General features: G+C 71.0%; 17 protein-coding genes and 1 riboswitch. Of the genes, 16 read left to right on the top strand and 1 reads right to left on the bottom strand.

Annotated features, from left to right (window positions below; genetic code table 11):
- Positions 1 to 17: 17 nt before the first annotated feature.
- From AB0K36_RS10290 to AB0K36_RS10350, 13 genes are all read left to right on the top strand, one after another.
- Positions 18 to 947: an ABC transporter permease gene (locus tag AB0K36_RS10290; protein ID WP_364591025.1), complete on the top strand. Its 930-nt coding sequence runs from the start codon at positions 18 to 20 to the stop codon at positions 945 to 947.
- Positions 940 to 1734, top strand: a complete 795-nt coding sequence (locus AB0K36_RS10295) for an ABC transporter ATP-binding protein (RefSeq protein WP_189464956.1) — start codon at positions 940 to 942, stop codon at positions 1732 to 1734. The genes AB0K36_RS10290 and AB0K36_RS10295 overlap by 8 nt, the downstream gene beginning before the upstream one ends.
- Positions 1735 to 2154: 420 nt before the next feature.
- Complete coding sequence (hpnC, locus tag AB0K36_RS10300; protein WP_364591028.1) at positions 2155 to 3075, top strand: squalene synthase HpnC; 921 nt, start codon at positions 2155 to 2157, stop codon at positions 3073 to 3075.
- Positions 3072 to 4025: a presqualene diphosphate synthase HpnD gene (gene hpnD, locus AB0K36_RS10305; protein WP_189464962.1), complete on the top strand. Its 954-nt coding sequence runs from the start codon at positions 3072 to 3074 to the stop codon at positions 4023 to 4025. Before hpnC ends, hpnD begins: the two co-directional genes overlap by 4 nt.
- Positions 4022 to 4174 carry a hypothetical protein gene (locus AB0K36_RS10310; protein WP_364591031.1) on the top strand — a complete coding sequence of 51 codons (153 nt, stop codon included), beginning with the start codon at positions 4022 to 4024 and terminating at the stop codon, positions 4172 to 4174. Before hpnD ends, AB0K36_RS10310 begins: the two co-directional genes overlap by 4 nt.
- Complete coding sequence (gene hpnE, locus AB0K36_RS10315; protein WP_364591034.1) at positions 4171 to 5556, top strand: hydroxysqualene dehydroxylase HpnE; 1386 nt, start codon at positions 4171 to 4173, stop codon at positions 5554 to 5556. Before AB0K36_RS10310 ends, hpnE begins: the two co-directional genes overlap by 4 nt.
- A gap of 38 nt (positions 5557 to 5594) precedes the next feature.
- Complete coding sequence (locus AB0K36_RS10320) at positions 5595 to 6671, top strand: polyprenyl synthetase family protein (protein ID WP_364591106.1); 1077 nt, start codon at positions 5595 to 5597, stop codon at positions 6669 to 6671.
- Between the two features lie 135 nt (positions 6672 to 6806).
- A complete protein-coding gene (gene shc / locus AB0K36_RS10325; RefSeq protein ID WP_364591037.1) occupies positions 6807 to 8831 on the top strand; it encodes a squalene--hopene cyclase in 2025 nt (674 codons plus the stop codon).
- Positions 8831 to 9472, top strand: a complete 642-nt coding sequence (locus AB0K36_RS10330) for a phosphorylase family protein (RefSeq protein WP_364591040.1) — start codon at positions 8831 to 8833, stop codon at positions 9470 to 9472. The genes shc and AB0K36_RS10330 overlap by 1 nt, the downstream gene beginning before the upstream one ends.
- Before the next feature lie 5 nt (positions 9473 to 9477).
- Positions 9478 to 10497 (top strand): adenosyl-hopene transferase HpnH, encoded by a 1020-nt coding sequence (gene hpnH / locus AB0K36_RS10335; RefSeq protein WP_364591043.1) that lies wholly within the window; start codon positions 9478 to 9480, stop codon positions 10495 to 10497.
- Between the two features lie 44 nt (positions 10498 to 10541).
- The gene (locus AB0K36_RS10340; RefSeq protein ID WP_364591046.1) at positions 10542 to 11936 is read left to right on the top strand and encodes an aspartate aminotransferase family protein; all 1395 of its coding nucleotides are present in this window, start codon (positions 10542 to 10544) and stop codon (positions 11934 to 11936) included.
- 65 nt (positions 11937 to 12001) lie between these two features.
- Positions 12002 to 12595, top strand: coding sequence for a helix-turn-helix domain-containing protein (locus tag AB0K36_RS10345; protein ID WP_364591049.1), 594 nt, complete (start codon positions 12002 to 12004; stop codon positions 12593 to 12595).
- 14 nt (positions 12596 to 12609) lie between these two features.
- Positions 12610 to 12774 carry a DUF6126 family protein gene (locus AB0K36_RS10350; protein ID WP_189464988.1) on the top strand — a complete coding sequence of 55 codons (165 nt, stop codon included), beginning with the start codon at positions 12610 to 12612 and terminating at the stop codon, positions 12772 to 12774.
- Between the two features lie 10 nt (positions 12775 to 12784).
- Here AB0K36_RS10350 and AB0K36_RS10355 read toward each other — a convergent pair whose 3' ends face one another.
- Positions 12785 to 13597, bottom strand: coding sequence for a tyrosine-protein phosphatase (locus tag AB0K36_RS10355; RefSeq protein WP_364591053.1), 813 nt, complete (start codon positions 13595 to 13597; stop codon positions 12785 to 12787).
- A 199-nt stretch (positions 13598 to 13796) separates the two neighbouring features.
- On the opposite strand from AB0K36_RS10355, the gene AB0K36_RS10360 reads away from it, so the two are divergent.
- From AB0K36_RS10360 to AB0K36_RS10370, 3 genes are all read left to right on the top strand, one after another.
- The gene (locus tag AB0K36_RS10360) at positions 13797 to 15887 is read left to right on the top strand and encodes an alpha-galactosidase (RefSeq protein WP_364591055.1); all 2091 of its coding nucleotides are present in this window, start codon (positions 13797 to 13799) and stop codon (positions 15885 to 15887) included.
- 510 nt (positions 15888 to 16397) lie between these two features.
- Positions 16398 to 16573: riboswitch (cyclic di-AMP (ydaO/yuaA leader) on the top strand.
- 2 nt (positions 16574 to 16575) lie between these two features.
- Positions 16576 to 17493 carry a M23 family metallopeptidase gene (locus AB0K36_RS10365; protein WP_364591057.1) on the top strand — a complete coding sequence of 306 codons (918 nt, stop codon included), beginning with the start codon at positions 16576 to 16578 and terminating at the stop codon, positions 17491 to 17493.
- Positions 17494 to 17663: 170 nt separating this feature from the next.
- Entirely contained in the window at positions 17664 to 18455 is a 792-nt protein-coding gene (locus AB0K36_RS10370) for an SGNH/GDSL hydrolase family protein (protein WP_435877826.1), read from the top strand.
- The last annotated feature ends 87 nt before the right edge of the window (positions 18456 to 18542 follow it).

Below are 18542 nucleotides of genomic sequence, written 5' to 3' on the forward strand. Positions count from 1 at the left end.
CACGAAAGTTTCAACTTGTGAGTGACACAACCCATGACGGTGCCATCGCGACGAGCCCCACGCCGTCGCCGGACGACGGCCTGTCTCCGTCGCAGCTCGCCGCCAAGTACGGCCTGACCGTCAGCGGCGCCCGCCCGGGCCTGGCCTCGTACATCAGGCAGCTGTGGGGCCGCCGCCACTTCATCCTGGCCTTTTCGCAGGCCAAGCTGACGGCCCAGTACAGCCAGGCGAAGCTGGGCCAGCTCTGGCAGGTGGCGACGCCGCTGCTGAACGCGCTGGTGTACTTCCTGATCTTCGGCCTGATCCTCGACGCCGACCGGGGCTTCAGCACCGAGGTCTACATCCCGTTCCTGGTGACCGGTGTGTTCGTGTTCACGTTCACCCAGAGCTCGGTGATGGCGGGTGTGCGGGCGATCTCGGGCAACCTGGGGCTGGTGCGCGCGCTGCACTTCCCCCGGGCGTCGCTGCCGATCTCGTTCGCGCTTCAGCAGCTCCAGCAGCTGATGTTCTCGATGATCGTGCTGCTGGCGGTGGTGGTCGGCTTCGGCAGCTACCCGTCCCTGTCCTGGCTGCTGGTGCTCCCCGCGCTCGTGCTGCAGTTCGTGTTCAACACCGGCCTGGCCCTGATCATGGCGAGGCTCGGCTCGAAGACCCCCGACCTGGCGCAGCTGATGCCGTTCGTCATGCGCACGTGGCTCTACGCCTCGGGCGTGATGTTCTCCATCCCGGTGATGCTCGCCGACAAGCCGGCCTGGATCGCGGACGTTCTCATGTACAACCCGGCCGCCGTCTACATGGACCTCATCCGGTTCGCGCTGATCGACGGCTACGGTTCCGAGAACCTGCCCTCGCACGTCTGGGCGGCCGGCCTGGGCTGGGCTCTCCTGGTCGGCTTCGCGGGCTTCGTGTACTTCTGGAAGGCTGAGGAGCGGTACGGCCGTGGCTGAGAACATCGACAACAGAGCCGGGGCGCGTGTCCCGACGGTCATCGCCGACGACGTGCACATCGTGTACCGGGTCAACGCCGGCAGCGGCGGCAAGGGCAGCGCCACCGCGGCGCTGAGCCGGATCGTGCGCCGGGAGAAGGGCGAGGCGCGCGGTGTGCGCAAGGTCCACGCCGTGCGCGGCGTCACCTTCACCGCGTACCGCGGCGAGGCGATCGGCCTGATCGGCACCAACGGCTCCGGCAAGTCGACCCTGCTGCGCGCCATCGCCGGTCTGCTGCCGGCCGAGAGCGGCAAGGTCTACACCGACGGCCAGCCCTCGCTGCTCGGCGTCAACGCCGCCCTGATGAACGACCTGACCGGCGAGCGCAACGTCATACTCGGCGGCCTGGCCATGGGCATGTCGCGCGAGGAGATCCGCGAGCGCTACCAGGGGATCGTCGACTTCTCCGGCATCAACGAGAAGGGCGACTTCATCACCCTGCCCATGCGCACGTACTCCTCCGGCATGGCGGCCAGGCTCCGCTTCTCCATCGCCGCGGCGAAGGACCACGACGTCCTGATGATCGACGAGGCGCTGGCCACCGGCGACCGCCGGTTCCAGATCCGCTCCGAGCAGCGCATCAGGGAGCTCCGCAAGGAGGCCGGCACGGTCTTCCTCGTCAGCCACAGCAACAAGTCGATCAGGGACACCTGCGACCGCGTCCTGTGGCTGGAGAAGGGCGAACTCCTGATGGACGGTCCGACCGACGAGGTCATCAAGGCGTACGAGAAGGAGACGGGCAGGTAGCCCACGCTCCCCACCGCCCGCAAGGCCCTCGCCGGTCGGCCGGCGAGGGCCTTCCGCTTGCCGCCGTCCTTCCGCGGGGGCGGCGCACCGGTCCGTCGACGGGCAGTCAACTTGCCCGCGATGCGGGAAGGTTGGACCCGAACGCGGTGTTGTTCCGTTCTGTACGGCACCCCGGGGCGTCGTTCGGCGTTGTACAACGTAAGCTGTACCGGGACCGAATCGCGGCAAGTGGGGTGATATGCCGCGATCCGCCCGGTCAGGCCTTTGATCGCCGGACGGTCGGCAAGCGGCGCAGTATGCGGCGGCGTGTCCGAAATGGGATGTATTGAGTCGGCAGTGTAGAACGGGAGATGTGATGGCCATGACGGGAAATCTCCAGCTCCGCGAGCCCATCGCCGTCTCCGTTCCCGGCAGCGCGCAGTGACGGGCACCGTGCACCCCCGCGCCGAAGACCCGGCCCGGGGCACCCTCGACAAGGCCGCCGACGAGAACTTCCCCGTCGCCCCGTTCTTCCTGCCCCGCGCCTGGCGCGACGACCTCATGGCCGTCTACGGCTACGCCCGGCTCGTCGACGACATCGGCGACGGCGACCTCGCGCCCGGCGGCGCCGACGCCCGCCACCTGGGTGTCGGACCGGACCTGGCCGACGACCGGCTCGCCCTCCTCGACGCCTTCGAGGCCGACCTGCGCCGCGTCTTCGACCTTTCCGGCGACGCCCCGCGCCACCCGCTGCTGCGCGCACTGCGGCCCGCCGTCGCGCGGCGCTCGCTCACGCCCGAGCCGTTCCTCGGCCTGATCGCCGCCAACCGGCAGGACCAGCTGGTACGCCGCTACGAGACCTACGACGACCTCCTCGCCTACTGCGAGCTGTCGGCGAACCCGGTGGGCCGGCTCGTCCTCGGCATCACCGGCACGGCGAGCCCCGAGCGGCTGCGCCGCTCCGACGCCGTGTGCACCGGTCTCCAGATCGTCGAACATCTCCAGGACGTCGCGGAGGACCTCGCCCGCGACCGGATCTACCTGCCGGCCGAGGACATGAAACGTTTCCACATCACGGAGGCCGACCTTGCCGCACCGACCACGGGCGCCTCGGTGCGCGCCCTGATCGCCTACGAGGCGCAGCGGGCGCGCGCGCTCCTCGACGAGGGCATCGGGCTGGTCGGCTCCGTCGACGGGCGGCTGCGGCTGCTGCTGGCGGGTTTCGTCGGCGGTGGGCGTGCCGCGCTCGCCGCGCTCGCCGCCGCCGGACATGATGTGCTGCCCGCACCGCCCAGAGCGACAAGGCCCAGGCTGCTGCGTGAAGTGGGGACCGTCTTGCGAAGAGCGCGTAGAGAGGGATGAGCCGGACGATGGAGGGACCGACCCAGGTGCCGACCGCGCCGGTGCAGGCCGCGTACAGCTATTGCGAGGCCGTCACCGGACAGCAGGCCCGTAACTTCGCCTACGGCATCAGGCTCCTGCCGCCGCACAAGCGCCAGGCCATGTCGGCGCTGTACGCGTTCTCCCGGCGCGTCGACGACATCGGCGACGGCACGTTGAAGCCCGAGGCCAAGCAGGACCGGCTGGAGGCCACGCGCGAGCTGCTCGAGCGCATCCGGCAGGGCGCCGTCGACGAGGACGACACCGATCCCGTCGCCGTCGCGCTCTGCGACGCCGCACGCCGTTTCCCGCTGCCGCTCGGCGGCCTCGACGAACTCATCGACGGCGTGCTGATGGACGTCCGCGGCGAGACGTACGAGACCTGGGACGACCTCAAGGCCTACTGCCGGTGCGTGGCCGGCGCGATCGGGCGGCTCTCGCTCGGCGTGTTCGGCACCCAGCCCGGCGCGCGCGGAGCCGACCGCGCCGCCGAGTACGCCGACACGCTGGGCCTCGCGCTGCAACTGACCAACATCCTCAGGGACATCGCCGAGGACGCGGCCAACGGCCGTACCTACCTGCCCGCCGACGACCTCGCCAAGTTCGGCTGTTCCGAGGGCTTCCACGGCACGACACCGCCGCCCGGCTCCGACTTCGCCGGCCTGGTCCACTTCGAAGTACGGCGCGCCCGCGCCCTGTTCGCGGAGGGCTACCGGCTGCTGCCCATGCTGGACCGTCGCAGCGGCGCCTGCGTCGCGGCCATGGCCGGCATCTACCGCCGCCTCCTCGACCGCATCGAGCGCGACCCGGACGCCGTGCTCCGCGGCCGGGTCTCCCTGCCGGGACGCGAGAAGGCGTACGTCGCCGTGCGCGGACTGTCCGGCCTGGACGCCCGCCACATCGGCCGCCAGACCCACGGAGGGCGCCGGTGACTTCCCCGACGGACATCACGGACCCGGCGCGGCTGCTCGCCCCCGCGCGGCGGGCAACCGGCCGGCCCGCCGCCGCGTCACTGACGGTGGCGGCCGCGGCACGTCTCGTGCCCCGCGCCGTACGGTCGACAAGGGAGGCACGCGGATGACGCCCGACGGCATGGACTCCCGGCACGCGGTGGTGGTCGGCGGCGGCATCGCCGGTGTCACCGCGGCGCTCCAGCTCGCCGACGCGGGGGTCCGGGTCACCCTGCTCGAGGGCAGACCACGGCTCGGAGGGCTCGCGTTCTCGTTCCGCCGCGGCGAGCTCACCGTGGACAACGGCCAGCACGTGTACCTGCGTTGCTGCACCGCCTACCGCTGGTTCCTCGACCGGATCGACGGAGCGCACCTCGCCCCGGTCCAGGACCGCCTGGACGTACCCGTACTCGACGTCGCCGCCAGGAAGGGGCCGAGGCTCGGCCGCCTGCGCCGCTCCGCGCTGCCCGTACCCCTGCACCTCGCCGGGAGCCTCGCCGGCTATCCGCACCTGTCCCTGGCCGAGCGGGCGGGCGTCGGGCGTGCCGCGCTCGCGCTGAAAGGCCTGGACCCCACCGACCCGGCACTGGACGGCGTCGACTTCGCCACCTGGCTCGGCCGTCACGGCCAGTCGCCGCGCGCCGTCGCCGCCCTGTGGGACCTCGTCGGCGTCGCGACCCTCAACGCCCGGGCACCGCAGGCGTCCCTGGGTCTCGCGGCGATGGTGTTCAAGACAGGGCTGCTCTCCGAGCCCGGCGCCGCCGACATCGGCTGGGCCCATGTGCCGCTCGGCGAACTGCACGACACGCTCGCCCGCAAGGCCCTCGACTCGGCCGGGGTGCGCACCGAACTCTCCACCCGGGTACGGCGGATCAGCCGGCCGGCGGACGGGCGCTGGCAGGTCGACGTGGACGGCGAGCAGCTGGACGCCGACACCGTCGTGCTGGCCGTCCCGCAGCGCGAGGCCCACGCACTGCTCCCCACCGGCGCGCTGGAGGACCCCGACCGGCTGCTCGACATCGGCACCGCCCCCATCCTCAACATCCATGTGCTCTACGACCGCAGGGTGCTGCGCCGGCCCTTCTTCGCCGCGCTCGGCACGCCGGTCCAGTGGGTCTTCGACCGCACGGACGCGTCGGGCGCCAAGGAGGGCCAGTACCTCGCGGTCTCCCAGTCCGCGGCGCAGAACGAGATCGACGAACCCGTCTCCGTCCTGCGGAAGAGGTATCTGCCGGAGCTGGAAAGGCTGTTGCCCGCCGCACGCGGTGCCGGGGTACGGGATTTCTTCGTCACCCGGGAGCGTACTGCGACCTTCGCGCCGTCCCCCGGCGTCGGCAGGCTGCGGCCGGCCGCGCACACACGCGCCCACGGCCTGTACCTTGCTGGCGCGTGGACTGCCACCGGCTGGCCCGCGACCATGGAGGGCGCCGTGCGCAGCGGATTCAGTGCCGCGGGTGCTGCGCTCTCCGCGCTCGGCCGCCGCCATGAACATCCCCTCAAGGAGGCGGCGTGAGCACCAGTACTGGAACCAGAGGAGAAAGCGTGCCGACAGTGCACTCGGCGTACCCGGCTGACGACACCGCACAGAGCGCGGAGAGCGTCGACATCTCCGCCCTGCTGGAGCGCGGGCGGACCTTGTCCACGCCGGTGCTGCGCGCCGCCGTGGAGCGGCTCGCGCCGCCCATGGACACCGTCGCCGCCTACCACTTCGGCTGGATCGACGCGCAGGGACGGCCCTCCGAGGGCGACGGCGGCAAGGCCGTACGCCCGGCGCTCGCGCTGCTGTCCGCCGAGGCGGCGGGCGCCGCGCCCGAGGTCGGCATTCCCGGGGCCGTCGCCGTGGAGCTGGTGCACAACTTCTCGCTCCTGCACGACGACCTGATGGACGGCGACGAACAGCGCCGCCACCGCGACACGGTCTGGAAGGTGCACGGGCCCGCCCTCGCGATCCTGGTCGGCGACGCGCTGTTCGCGCTGGCGAACGAAGTGCTGCTGGAGAGCGGCACCGTGGAGGCGGGCCGGGCCGCCCGCAGGCTCACCACCGCGTCCCGCAAGCTCATCGACGGCCAGGCCCAGGACATCTCCTACGAGCACCGCGAGCGGGTCACCGTCGAGGAGTGCCTGGAGATGGAGGGCAACAAGACCGGCGCGCTGCTGGCCTGCGCCGTCTCCATCGGGGCGGTGCTCGGCGGGGCCGACGAGAGGACCGCCGACACGCTGGAGGCGTACGGCCACCACCTCGGGCTCGCCTTCCAGGCCGTCGACGACCTGCTCGGCATCTGGGGCGACCCGGTCGCCACCGGCAAGCAGACCTGGAGCGACCTCCGCCAGCGCAAGAAGTCCCTGCCCGTCGTCGCGGCGCTCGCGGCCGGCGGTCCGGCCTCCGAGCGGCTCGGCGAACTGCTCGCCGCCGACGCCAAGAGCAGCGACTTCGACAGCTTCTCCGAGGAGGAGTTCGCCACCCGGGCGGCCCTGATCGAGGAGGCCGGCGGCCGGGAGTGGACCTCCCAGGAGGCACGCCGTCAGCATGCCGTCGCGATCGAGGCCCTCGACGGTGTCGACATGCCGGAACGGGTCCGCGCGCAGCTCGTCGCGCTCGCGGACTTCGTCGTCGTACGAAAGAGATGATCGCCATCACCATCGCAAGGACCGACCGGAGCAACAGCCGCACCATATGAAGCGCGTCGCCGGCCGGTGACGTCATCGTCACCGGCCGACGTCAGACCCCAGCTCAGCAGAGACCACTGCAACGAAGGGGAACCAATGACAGCGACGACCGACGGAAGCAGCGGGCCCGTCCGGGCCGGTGCTGCCACTGCCGGCGACACGACCACGACGACCGCCGCCCGGACCACCGCGCCGGGCACCGACGTACGGGAAGCGGCCGGACGTGCCGCGGAACGGGCCGTCGAGCATCTGCTCGCACGGCAGGACGCCCAGGGGTGGTGGAAGGGCGACCTCGAGACCAACGTGACCATGGACGCGGAGGACCTGCTGCTGCGGCAGTTCCTCGGCATCCAGGACGCGGCGACCGTAGAGGCCTCCGCCCGTTTCATCCGCGGGCGGCAGCGGGACGACGGCACGTGGGCGACCTTCTACGGCGGCCCGGGCGAACTCTCCACCACCATCGAGGCGTACGTGGCCCTGCGGCTGGCGGGCGACCGCCCGGACGACCCGCACATGCAGCGAGCCGCCTCCTGGGTCAGGAGCAGGGGCGGCATCGCGGCGGCCCGGGTCTTCACCCGGATCTGGCTCGCCCTGTTCGGCTGGTGGAAGTGGGACGACCTGCCCGAGCTGCCGCCGGAGCTGGTCCTCCTGCCCAAGTGGTTCCCGCTGAACATCTACGACTTCGGCTGCTGGGCGCGGCAGACCATCGTGCCCCTGACCGTCGTCTCCGCGAAGCGGCCGGTACGGCCCGCGCCGTTCGCCCTCGACGAGCTGCACACCGACCCGGAGAGGCCCAACCCGCAGAGGCGGTTCGCCCCCGCGGCCAGCTGGGACGGCTTCTTCCAGCGCGCCGACAAGGCGCTGCACCACTACCACAAGGTGGCGCCCCGCCGGCTGCGCCGGGCGGCCATGAACGCCGCTGCCCGCTGGATCATCGAGCGGCAGGAGAACGACGGCTGCTGGGGCGGCATCCAGCCGCCGGCCGTGTACTCGGTGATCGCCCTGCATCTGCTCGGCTACGACCTCGAGCACCCGGTCATGCGGGCGGGACTCGAGTCGCTGGACCGCTTCGCCGTCCACCACGAGGAGGACGGACTCCCCGTACGGATGATCGAGGCCTGCCAGTCCCCGGTCTGGGACACCTGCCTCGCCACCATCGCCCTCGCCGACGCCGGTCTGCCCGCCGACCACCCCGCACTGGTGAAGGCGGCGGACTGGATGCTGAGCGAGCAGATCGTGCGGCCCGGCGACTGGTCGGTGCGCAGGCCCGGACTCGGTCCCGGCGGCTGGGCGTTCGAGTTCCACAACGACAACTACCCCGACATCGACGACACGGCCGAGGTGGTCCTCGCCCTGCGGCGGGTGAAGCATCCGGACCCGGAGCGGGTAGAGGCGGCCGTGGCCCGCGGCACGCGCTGGAACCTCGGCATGCAGTCACGGAACGGGGCCTGGGGAGCGTTCGACGCCGACAACACCAGCCCGTTCCCGAACCGGCTGCCGTTCTGCGACTTCGGCGAGGTCATCGACCCGCCGTCGGCGGACGTCACCGCGCACGTCGTCGAGATGCTCGCCCACGAGGGCATGGCCGGCGACCCGCGCACCCGGCGCGGCGTGCGGTGGCTGCTGGAGGAACAGGAGGCCAGTGGTGCCTGGTTCGGCCGCTGGGGAGTCAACTACGTGTACGGCACGGGGGCGGTGGTCCCCGCCCTGATCGCCGCGGGGCTGCCCGCCTCCCATCCGGCGGTCCGCCGGGCGGTCAGCTGGCTCGAGTCCGTCCAGAACGAGGACGGCGGCTGGGGCGAGGACCTGCGCTCCTACCGGGAGGAGCAGTCGATCGGCCGGGGTGCCTCCACGGCCTCCCAGACCGGCTGGGCGCTGCTGGCCCTGCTGTCGGCGGGTGAGCGGGAGAGCAAGGCCGTCGAGCGGGGTGTCACCTACCTGGCGCGGACCCAGCGGCCGGACGGTTCCTGGGACGAGCCGTACTTCACGGGTACCGGCTTCCCCTGGGACTTCTCGATCAACTACCACCTGTACCGGCAGGTCTTCCCCCTCACCGCGCTCGGCCGCTTCCTCCACGGGGAACCGCCCGTGGGCCGTGCGGCCGCCCGTGAGGGGGGCTGATGGGGGACCCACAGGAGCCGGCCGTCCCGCTGCTGATCGCCTGCGCGCTCGGCATCGAGAAGTTCGCGCTGCGGGCCGGTGACCGGCGCCGCGGGAGCGGCGCGACCGTCCTGCGCACCGGCATGGGGCCGGCGAACGCCGGCCGTGCCGTGCGCGCCGCGTGCGGCACCGAGCCCTTCCGGGAGGCGGCGGTCGTGGCGTCCGGCTTCTGCGCGGGGCTCGCCCCGGGCATGCACCCGGGAGACCTCGTGGTCGTGGAGGAGGCCCGGCTCGGCGGGCTCTCCACCTCCTGCACCGACACGGACCTGCTGGTGAAGGCCGTGGCCAGGGCGGTCCCCGGGCACACGGTGCACCGGGGCCCGCTGACCGGCGTCGATCACGTCGTGCGCGGCCACGAGCGTGCGGAACTGCTCGCGGCCGGCGCGATCGCGGCGGACATGGAGTCCGCGGCGACCCTGAACAGCGCCATGGAGACCGGGCCGCGTCCCGTTGCGGCCGTCCGGGTGGTCGTGGACGCCCCGGAACATGAACTGGTACGTATCGGCACACTTCGCGGTGGAATATCAGCCTTCCGTGTTCTTCGTGCCGTAATGCCCGCATTTCTTGAATGGCACCGTTCTTTGCTGCTCCCCAGGAGGTGAGCCAGATGGCCATGCCGCTCCGCCAGACCGTCAGGGTCGGGACCTATCTCTTCGAACAGAAGCTCCGCAAGCGCGACAAGTTCCCTCTGATCGTCGAACTCGAACCGCTCTACGCGTGCAACCTCGCGTGCGAGGGCTGCGGCAAGATCCAGCACCCCGCCGGGGTGCTCAAGCAGCGGATGCCGGTGGCGCAGGCGGTCGGCGCGGTACTGGAGTCCGGTGCCCCGATGGTCTCGATCGCCGGCGGTGAGCCGCTGATGCACCCCCAGATCGACGAGATCGTGCGTCAGCTGGTGGCCCGCCGGAAGTACGTGTTCCTCTGCACCAACGCCGTTCTGCTCCGCAAGAAGATCGAGAAGTTCACGCCCTCCCCGTACTTCGCCTTCGCCGTGCACATCGACGGACTGCGGGAGCGGCACGACGAATCGGTCGCCAAGGAGGGCGTGTTCGACGAGGCGGTCGCGGCGATCAAGGAAGCCAAGCGCCGCGGCTTCCGGGTCACCACCAACTCGACCTTCTTCAACACCGACACCCCGCAGACGGTCATCGAGGTCCTGAACTACCTCAACGACGACCTCAAGGTCGACGAGATGATGATCTCGCCCGCCTACGCCTACGAGAAGGCGCCCGACCAGGAGCACTTCCTCGGCGTCGAGCAGACCAGGGAACTGTTCAGGAAGGCCTTCGCCGGCGGCAACCGGCGACGCTGGAGGCTCAACCACTCTCCGCTCTTCCTGGACTTCCTCGAGGGCAGGGCCGACTTCCCCTGCACCGCGTGGGCGATCCCCAACTACTCCCTCTTCGGCTGGCAGCGCCCCTGCTACCTGATGAGCGACGGCTACGTCCCCACCTACCGCGAGCTCGTCGAGGACACCGACTGGGACAAGTACGGTCGCGGCAAGGACCCGCGCTGCGCCAACTGCATGGCCCACTGCGGCTACGAGCCCACCGCGGTCCTCGCCACCATGGGGTCGCTCAAGGAATCGCTCCGGGCCGCCCGCGAGACGGTCTCCGGGACCCGGTGACCGGCATGTGACCGACCGACACTCTGGACCAGGAGAGCCGAGCAATGACCGAGCAGCCCAAGAGCTTCGATCTGGCGGAACTGCTGGCGCGGCGCGGTGACGAGCGCTACGAGCTGCACGCCCGGTACCTCAACCACCAACTGCCGCGCATGCTGCGCACCATCGGGTTCGACAAGGTCTACGACCGGGCGGAGGGGGCCTACTTCTACGACACCGAGGGCAACGACTACCTCGACATGCTCGCCGGTTTCGGGGTGATGGGCCTCGGCCGGCACCACCCCGTCGTGAACAAGGCGCTGCACGACGTCATCGACGCCTCGCTCGCCGACCTGGTCCGGTTCGACTGCCAGCCGCTGCCCGGGCTGCTGGCGGAGAAGCTGCTCGAGCACACCCCGCACCTGGACCGGGTGTACTTCGGCAACAGCGGGGCGGAGGCCGTCGAAGCGGCGCTGAAGTTCGCCCGGTACGTGACGGGCCGGCCCAGGATCCTGTACTGCACGCACGCCTTCCACGGGCTGACGACCGGCGCGCTCTCGGTCAACGGCGAGGACGGGTTCCGCGACGGCTTCTCCCCGCTGCTGCCGGACACCGCCGTCGCCATGGGCGATCTCGGCGCACTGGAGCGCGAGCTGGTGCGCGGCGACGTGGCCGCGTTCATCGTCGAACCGGTCCAGGGCAAGGGCGTCCATCCGACACCCCCCGGATTCCTGCGGGGCGCCCAGGAGCTGCTGCACAAGTACAAGGCGCTGCTGATCGCGGACGAGGTCCAGACGGGCCTCGGGCGCACCGGAGACTTCTACGCCTTCCAGTACGAGGCGGGTGTCGAGCCCGACCTCGTCTGCGTGGCCAAGGCGCTGTCCGGAGGCTATGTGCCCGTCGGCGCGACGCTCGGCAGGGACTGGATCTTCAAGAAGGTCTACTCGTCGATGGACCGGGTCCTGGTGCACTCCGCGAGCTTCGGCTCCAACGCCCAGGCGATGGCGGCGGGGCTCGCCGTGCTGTCGGTGCTGGAGAACGAGCACATCGTGAAGAACGCGCGGGTGACGGGCGAGCTGCTGCGGGCCCGCCTGGCGTCGCTCGTCGACCGGTACGAGCTGCTGCACGCCGTGCGCGGTCGCGGGCTGATGATCGGCATCGAGTTCGGGCGACCGGAGTCGATCAAGCTGCGCAGTCGCTGGACCGTTCTCCAGGCGGCCCGGAAAGGGCTGTTCGCGCAGATGGTGGTCGTGCCGCTGCTCCAGAGGCACCGGATCCTCACCCAGGTCTCCGGGGACCACATGGAGGTGATCAAGCTGATCCCGCCGCTGATCATCGGGGAGGCGGAGGTCGACCGTTTCGTCGGCGCGTTCGAAGCCGTGATGGAGGACGCGCACGGCGGGGGCGGTCTGATGTGGGACTTCGGCAAGACCTTGATGAAGCAGGCGGTCGCCAACCGCTGACCGGCCCTTTTGCCTGTGAGGCAAAGGAATTTGCCTCACAGGCAATACTCTGGCCCAATGGAGGCATGACCACCTCTGCCGAGCCGACGGACGAGGGGCTGCCCGACATGGCGCCCCGGCTGCGCGACCTGCGCCGCCGTCGTGGACTCACCCTCGAGGTCGCCGCCCAGCGGGCGGGCCTCTCGCCCGCCCATCTCTCCCGGCTCGAGACGGGGCAGCGGCAGCCTTCGCTGCCCATGCTCCTCGCCCTCGCCCGCATCTACGGTACGACGGTCGCCGAGCTGCTCGGCGAACAGCCCGCCGAACGCGATCCGGTCATCCGCGGCCGCGACCGCGAGCCCGTGGCGGCGGCCGGCTGGGACTACCACCAGGCCGGCAACCCGGGACGGGCCATGCAGGCGCTGCGTGTGTTCGTGCCGCACGGTGTGCAGGGCGACCTCGTACGGGTGCATCCCGGCGAGGAGTGGCTCCACGTCGTGAGCGGGCGGCTGCGGCTCGGCCTCGGGGACGCCGTCCACGAGCTGGCCGCCGGTGACAGCGCGCACTTCGACTCGCTCACCCCGCACCGCATCGCGGCAGCCGGCCCCGAGGGGGCGGAAATACTGTTCGTGCACACCCTGCTGCAGGCCCCCGAACTGCACCCCGTCCCCGACCGGTGAGGAACGTGTTCCGCATGTCGTACGACCCCTTGGACAAGCGCACCACCGGCGACGAGAGCCCGCGCGAGGAGCGCTTCCCCCGCGGACTGGTGATCCGGCTCTTCGCCTACCTCATCGCCGGCCACGTCATCGCCGGGTTCCTCTACCTCCTGTTCCTGGTGGGCGGCCAGAACCAGTGACAGGCGGGCCTCAGCCCTGCTCGAGCAGCCGGTCCCGCAGACGCTCACGGGTCTGCGGGGACAGCCGCAGGCCCTCGGTGAGGTAGCGCTCCGTCGTGCCCCAGTTCTCCTCGATCGCGTCGAAGGCCGCGGCCAGGTACTCGGCACGGGCGTCGAAGAGCGGGCTGAGCAGCTCCATCACTTCAGGTGACATCGCGTCAGGACCGTTGCCACTGCGCCGGACCTTGTAACGGCGGTGCGGGTCGTTGGACTTGAGGTAGTCCGCCTCGATGGCGTCGCGCTCCACGCCGACGGCGAGCAGCGACACCGCTATCGAGAGGCCGGCGCGGTCCTTGCCCGCGGCGCAGTGCATCAGGGCGGGGACGCTGTCCTCGGCCAGGGCGTGCAGCACCCGGCTGTGCTCCGCCGTCCGCTCCTTGATGATCATCCGGTACGACGCGATCATCCGTCCGGCGCCCTTGCCGTCCGCGAGGATCGACTTCAGCTCGTCCAGATTCCCGTCCCGGACCATCTTCCAGAACTCCGCGCCGTCCGCGGGATCGCTCAGCGGCAGATTCACGTTGCGCACCCCGGGCAGATCGATGTCCGGACCCTCGAGCCTCTGGTCCGCCGCGTTGCGGAAGTCGAAGACCGTGTGGAGGCCCAGGGTCGACAGGAACGCGGCGTCGGCCGCCGTCGCGTGTGCCAGGTGGCCGCTGCGGAAGAGCCTGCCGGGCCGCACCCGCCGCCCGTCCGTCGTCGGCAGGCCGCCCACGTCCCGGAAGTTACGGACCCCGGTCAGCTCGGGCTCAGTAGAGGGGACCTGCGGCAGCTGCTGCGTCACGGGGACTCCTTCGGAGGACAGTCGCCGGCGCTGTTCGCCGGGCGATGGCGCGGCCTCGACCATACGACACACGTTCAACGGCCAATCATCCTGGCCGTCCCGCACGGTGGCCGGCCACCCCTGTGCGCCGTTGCCACCGCGGTCCCCCCGGCGGATGATGTGCGGGCCTGTGCGGACCTGTGAGTATCCGAGGGGTCAGATGATCGAGAACGTTGGCAAAGGGCGTACCTGGGTCCTCTCCGGTCCCGCGAGCAGCTACGCCCTCCACCTCACCGACACGGACGAGGTGGTGCACCTCCACTGGGGCGGGCGCATCACGGCCGCCGCCGCGGAGGCCCTCGCGGCCGAGGGTCCACCGCCGTACCGTCCCTTCGAGTCGCCGCTCGACGGCCGCGAGGAGTACCCCGTCGAAGGCGGCCCGCGCTTCGTGCGCCCGGCACTGTCGGTCAGGACCGAGGGCGTCCGGGGCACGCAATGGGCCTTCGCCGGCTGGACCGCCGAGGACGACGAGCTGAGGCTGCGTTTCCGTGACGAGCTGGTGGGCCTGGGCCTGACTCTCCACTACCGCATGCGCGACGACAGCGATGTGATCGAACGCTGGGTCACCGTCGCCCACGAGGGCACCGGGCCGGACCTCGAACTGCTGCGGGCCGATGCCGCCGCCTGGACGCTGCCGCTGCGGGAGGGATGGCGGCTCTCCCAGCTGCACGGCCGCTGGGCCGCCGAGTCGCGCCTCGTGCGCGACACGCTCCCGTACGGGGAGACGGCGATCGGCAGCCGGCGCGGTCACACCGGTCACCAGCACCTGCCCTGGGTGGCCCTGGACGCGGAAGGCGCCACCGAGGAGCACGGCGAGGTGTACGGCTGCGCCCTCGGCTGGTCCGGATCGTGGCGGATCTCCGTGCAGCGGCTGCCGGACGGGGCCGTACAGATCACCGGAGGGGCGGGACACGACGACTCGGGGCTCCTGCGGCTCGCCCCGGGCGGGACGTACACCTCACCCGTCTTCGCCGGACTCCGGAGCGAGGGGGGCTTCGGCGGGGCGAGCAGGGCGTGGCACGCATGGCAGATGGCCCACGTGATTCCCGGCGCCGACCGGGTGCGGCCGGTGCTCTACAACTCGTGGGAGGCCACCGGCTTCGACATCTCGCAGCGGCAGCAGTCGGCGCTCGCCCGGCGGGCCGCCGCGATGGGGGTCGAGCTGTTCGTCGTGGACGACGGCTGGTTCGGGCAGCGCACCGGCGACCGGTCCGGGCTCGGCGACTGGACGCCGAACCCGGACCGCTTCCCCGAGGGGCTGGGACCGCTGGCCGCCGAAGTCCACGCGCTCGGTATGCAGTTCGGCATCTGGGTGGAGCCGGAGATGGTCAACGAGGACAGTGACCTCTACCGGGCGCACCCCGACTGGGTCCAGCACCATCCGGGGCGGACGAGAACCGAGTTCCGCAACCAGCTGGTGCTCAACCTCGCGCGCGAAGACGTACGGGCGTACCTGTGGCAGCAGCTCGACACACTGCTCTCGGGCACGCCCGTCGACTACGTGAAGTGGGACTTCAACCGCTGCTTCACCGATGCGGGCTGGCCCGGGGAGCCGTACCCGCAGAAGCTCTGGACCGAGCACGTCGAAGGCTTCTACGGCCTGCTGGACCGGCTGCGGGCGGCGCATCCCACGGTCGCCTTCGAGTCCTGCTCCGGTGGGGGCGGCAGGATCGATCTGGGGGTCCTCGCCCGCACCGACCAGGTGTGGACATCGGACAACACGGACCCGCTGGACCGGCTGGCCGTCCAGCACGGCTTCAGCCAGCTGCACCCGGCCCGGGTCATGGCGGCCTGGGTCACCGACAGCCCCAACGTCCAGCTCAACGGTCGCCGCAGCAGTCTGCGCTTCCGGTTCGTGAGCGCCATGGCCGGGGTGCTGGGCGTCGGGGGAGACCTCGCGGCATGGAGCGAGGCGGAGCTGGCAGAGGCACGCGACTGGGTCCGGCTCTACAAGGAGATCAGGCCGCTGGTCCAGCACGGCGAGCTGTACCGGCTGCGGGCCCCCGAGGGGGGTCTCAGCGCCGTGCAGTACGTACGGGGCGAGGAGACGGTGGTGCTCGCGCTGCTCCAGGCCCAGCGCTACGGCGAGCGGCCGCCGGCGCTCCGGCTGCGCGGCATCGAGGCGACGGCGGCCTACGTGTGCGTGGACACCGGAACGGTCCACCAGGGCGGGGTGCTGCTTCACCATGGAATTCACACCGGGCTGAAGGGCGATTTCGACGCCAAGGTGATCCGGCTACGGCGAATGTGATCACCGGCCTCAATTCGCCTTACCGGTAAGGGACCGGCGGGAATTGCGAAACGGGCCCGGCGGCCGACGGTGACGGAAACGGCGGCCGCGTGGAAGGCGAGGGGGAAGGAGACGGGAAGGAGCCCCTGGCCGGGCAGCTGGAAGTGACCGGTCTCACGGCTCTCGTCACCAGGCGGCGAAGTGGGGCAAGGGTGGCGGGATTTGATGGGCAAGTGCGGGACTAGATGTCTAAATGCTGCTTCTGTCCGAAATGGCGGGTTGCGCATAACGTGCCCCGTAACAAGGGGAGATGGGTTCCGGCTCGTGAGCAGCGTCATATCCGTGACGTTCCGTGGCCGGGGTGCTGAGGTGAATTCCGTTGCCGGCAAGGTGATTGGCCCTCTCTTGTCGACGGAGGGTGACCGGGAATCCGCAGGGGGCGGGGCTGCGGTCATTGATCGTGGAAAATCGCGGCTTGTCCCACGCTGCCCGACTCGCCTACGGTCACGCTCAATCCGGACGGACCGCCTAATCCTGCCGCCGCCCGGAATTCGAACCTATCCACGCGTGGCAGGAGCGGGGGACCCAGGTAGTACGCCGTATCCGGATAATCCGGACGGCTTGGGGTGAAGTCGCACCAAGTGCGCGACCGGGCATCTCCAGCCCGAACCCGACAGCTCACCTCGTAGGCGCCGGAGAGGAATGCGCCATGCCCGCGAAGGGTAAGCACCGCCGTCCCAAGACCAACCCGATCACCCGCGGCTTCGTCGTCGCCGGTACGGGTGGCGCCGCCATCGCGCTCCCGCTGTTCGGCGCCACCACGGCCAACGCCGCCCCGGCGGCGGCCCCGGCCGTGACGGAGAAGACCGCCGCTGCTCCGGCCTCCGCGCCTGCGGCCGCCCCGGCCGCCAAGAAGGCCCCGAAGGCGTACACGGTCGTCGCCGGGGACTACCTGTCGAAGATCGCCGAGGAGCAGGACGTCCGCGGAGGCTGGAAGCAGCTCTTCAACGACAACCGCCGTGTCATCGGTGCCGACCCGTCGCTGATCCACCCGGGTCTGGAGCTGACGATCGGCGCGAAGAACAAGGCGAAGAACGACCCGGAGCCCCGTTCCGAGTCGCAGACCCGCCCGTCGCGCGACGACTCGCGGTCCGCCGCGCCGGAGGCCGAGGCTCCGCAGGCGAAGGCTCCCGCCAAGGAGGCCGCGCCCGCTTCGTCCGGTTCCGGCTTCAGCGCCCCCGTGGACGCGGGCGTCACCACCCAGTACCGGGCCTCCGGTGCCATGTGGTCCAGCGGTTACCACACCGGTGTCGACTTCGCCGCCGCCTCCGGCAGCTCCGTCAAGGCCATCGGCGCGGGTACCGTCGTCTCCGCCGGCTGGGGTGGTGCGTACGGCAACGAGGTCGTCATCCAGCACACGGACGGCACCTACTCCCAGTACGCCCACCTCTCCTCGCTCGCCGTCTCCAGCGGCCAGTCGGTGACCGGTGGTCAGCAGATCGGGCTGTCCGGTTCGACCGGCAACTCCTCCGGTCCGCACCTGCACTTCGAGGTCCGCACCGGCCCCTCCTACGGTTCGGACATCGACCCGCTGGCCTACCTGCGCGAGCACGGCGTCTCCCTCTGAGCCGTCCCGCCGCACGCCGTTCGCCGGCAAGTCCCCGTTCCGCTTCAGGTGGAGCGGGGGCTTCCGCGTATTCCGGTGTGGCCGAAACGTGACGGGTGGTAAAGATCACGGCGCGTCAACCCCTCCTTACGGTCGCGTAGGTCACATCCATGCAGGAAAGATGTGCTCCCGTGGCAGACGATTCGAGAACAGAGAACAGTGGCGCATTCGGGTCGTACGCGGCGATCGGTGACAGCTTCACCGAGGGCGTGGGGGACCCGGGCCCCGACGGGAGATTCGTCGGATGGGCGGACCGGTTCGCCGTCCTGCTCGCCGACCGGATGCCGGAGCACTCCTTCCGGTACGCCAACCTCGCCGTGCGCGGCCGCCTCCTCGACCAGATCGTCGAGGAGCAGGTGCCGAGGGCACGCGAGCTCGCGCCGGACCTGGTGACCTTCTGCGCCGGCGGCAACGACATCATCCGGCCCGGCTCCGACCCCGACGACGTCGCGGAACGCTTCGAACGCGCGGTGGCCGACCTCGCCGGTTCCGTCGGCACCGTCATGGTGACCACCGGTTTCGACACCCGGGACGTGCCGGTCCTGCGGCATCTGCGCGGCAAGATCGCCACGTACACCGCCCACGTACGGGCCATCGCCGACCGGTACGACTGCCCCGTGCTGGACCTGTGGTCGCTCAAGTCCGTCCAGGACCGGCGTGCTTGGGACGCCGACCGGCTCCACCTGTCACCCGAGGGGCACACCAGGGTCGCGCTGCGCGCCGCACAGGTCCTCGGGATCGAGGTGCCCGCCGATCCCGATCAGCCGTGGCCGCCGCTGCCCCCGCGAGGGACGTTCGAGGTGCGCCGGGACGACATCCAGTGGGCACGCGAGTATCTGGTGCCCTGGATCGGGCGACGGCTCCGCGGCGAGAGCTCCGGTGATCATGTGGAGGCCAAGCGCCCCGACCTGCTGCCGCTCTGAGGTCCACGGCGACCCCGTACGGGTCGAACCGGCCGACTACTCCATGCTCCGCGCGGAGCGGCCCGGCGGCGCACCGATGTGGGTGCG

Origin of the sequence: Streptomyces kurssanovii (assembly GCF_040677245.1) — a bacterium.
Classification (GTDB): domain Bacteria; phylum Actinomycetota; class Actinomycetes; order Streptomycetales; family Streptomycetaceae; genus Streptomyces; species Streptomyces kurssanovii.

Coding starts and splice junctions, on each gene's coding strand:
- hpnD (WP_189464962.1), top strand. CDS start 3,072: ATGAGCCGGACGATGGAGGGACCGACCCAGGTGCCGACCGCGCCGGTG.
- hpnE (WP_364591034.1), top strand. CDS start 4,171: ATGACGCCCGACGGCATGGACTCCCGGCACGCGGTGGTGGTCGGCGGC.
- shc (WP_364591037.1), top strand. CDS start 6,807: ATGACAGCGACGACCGACGGAAGCAGCGGGCCCGTCCGGGCCGGTGCT.
- AB0K36_RS10330 (WP_364591040.1), top strand. CDS start 8,831: ATGGGGGACCCACAGGAGCCGGCCGTCCCGCTGCTGATCGCCTGCGCG.
- hpnH (WP_364591043.1), top strand. CDS start 9,478: ATGGCCATGCCGCTCCGCCAGACCGTCAGGGTCGGGACCTATCTCTTC.
- AB0K36_RS10340 (WP_364591046.1), top strand. CDS start 10,542: ATGACCGAGCAGCCCAAGAGCTTCGATCTGGCGGAACTGCTGGCGCGG.
- AB0K36_RS10345 (WP_364591049.1), top strand. CDS start 12,002: ATGACCACCTCTGCCGAGCCGACGGACGAGGGGCTGCCCGACATGGCG.
- AB0K36_RS10350 (WP_189464988.1), top strand. CDS start 12,610: ATGTCGTACGACCCCTTGGACAAGCGCACCACCGGCGACGAGAGCCCG.
- AB0K36_RS10360 (WP_364591055.1), top strand. CDS start 13,797: ATGATCGAGAACGTTGGCAAAGGGCGTACCTGGGTCCTCTCCGGTCCC.
- AB0K36_RS10365 (WP_364591057.1), top strand. CDS start 16,576: ATGCCCGCGAAGGGTAAGCACCGCCGTCCCAAGACCAACCCGATCACC.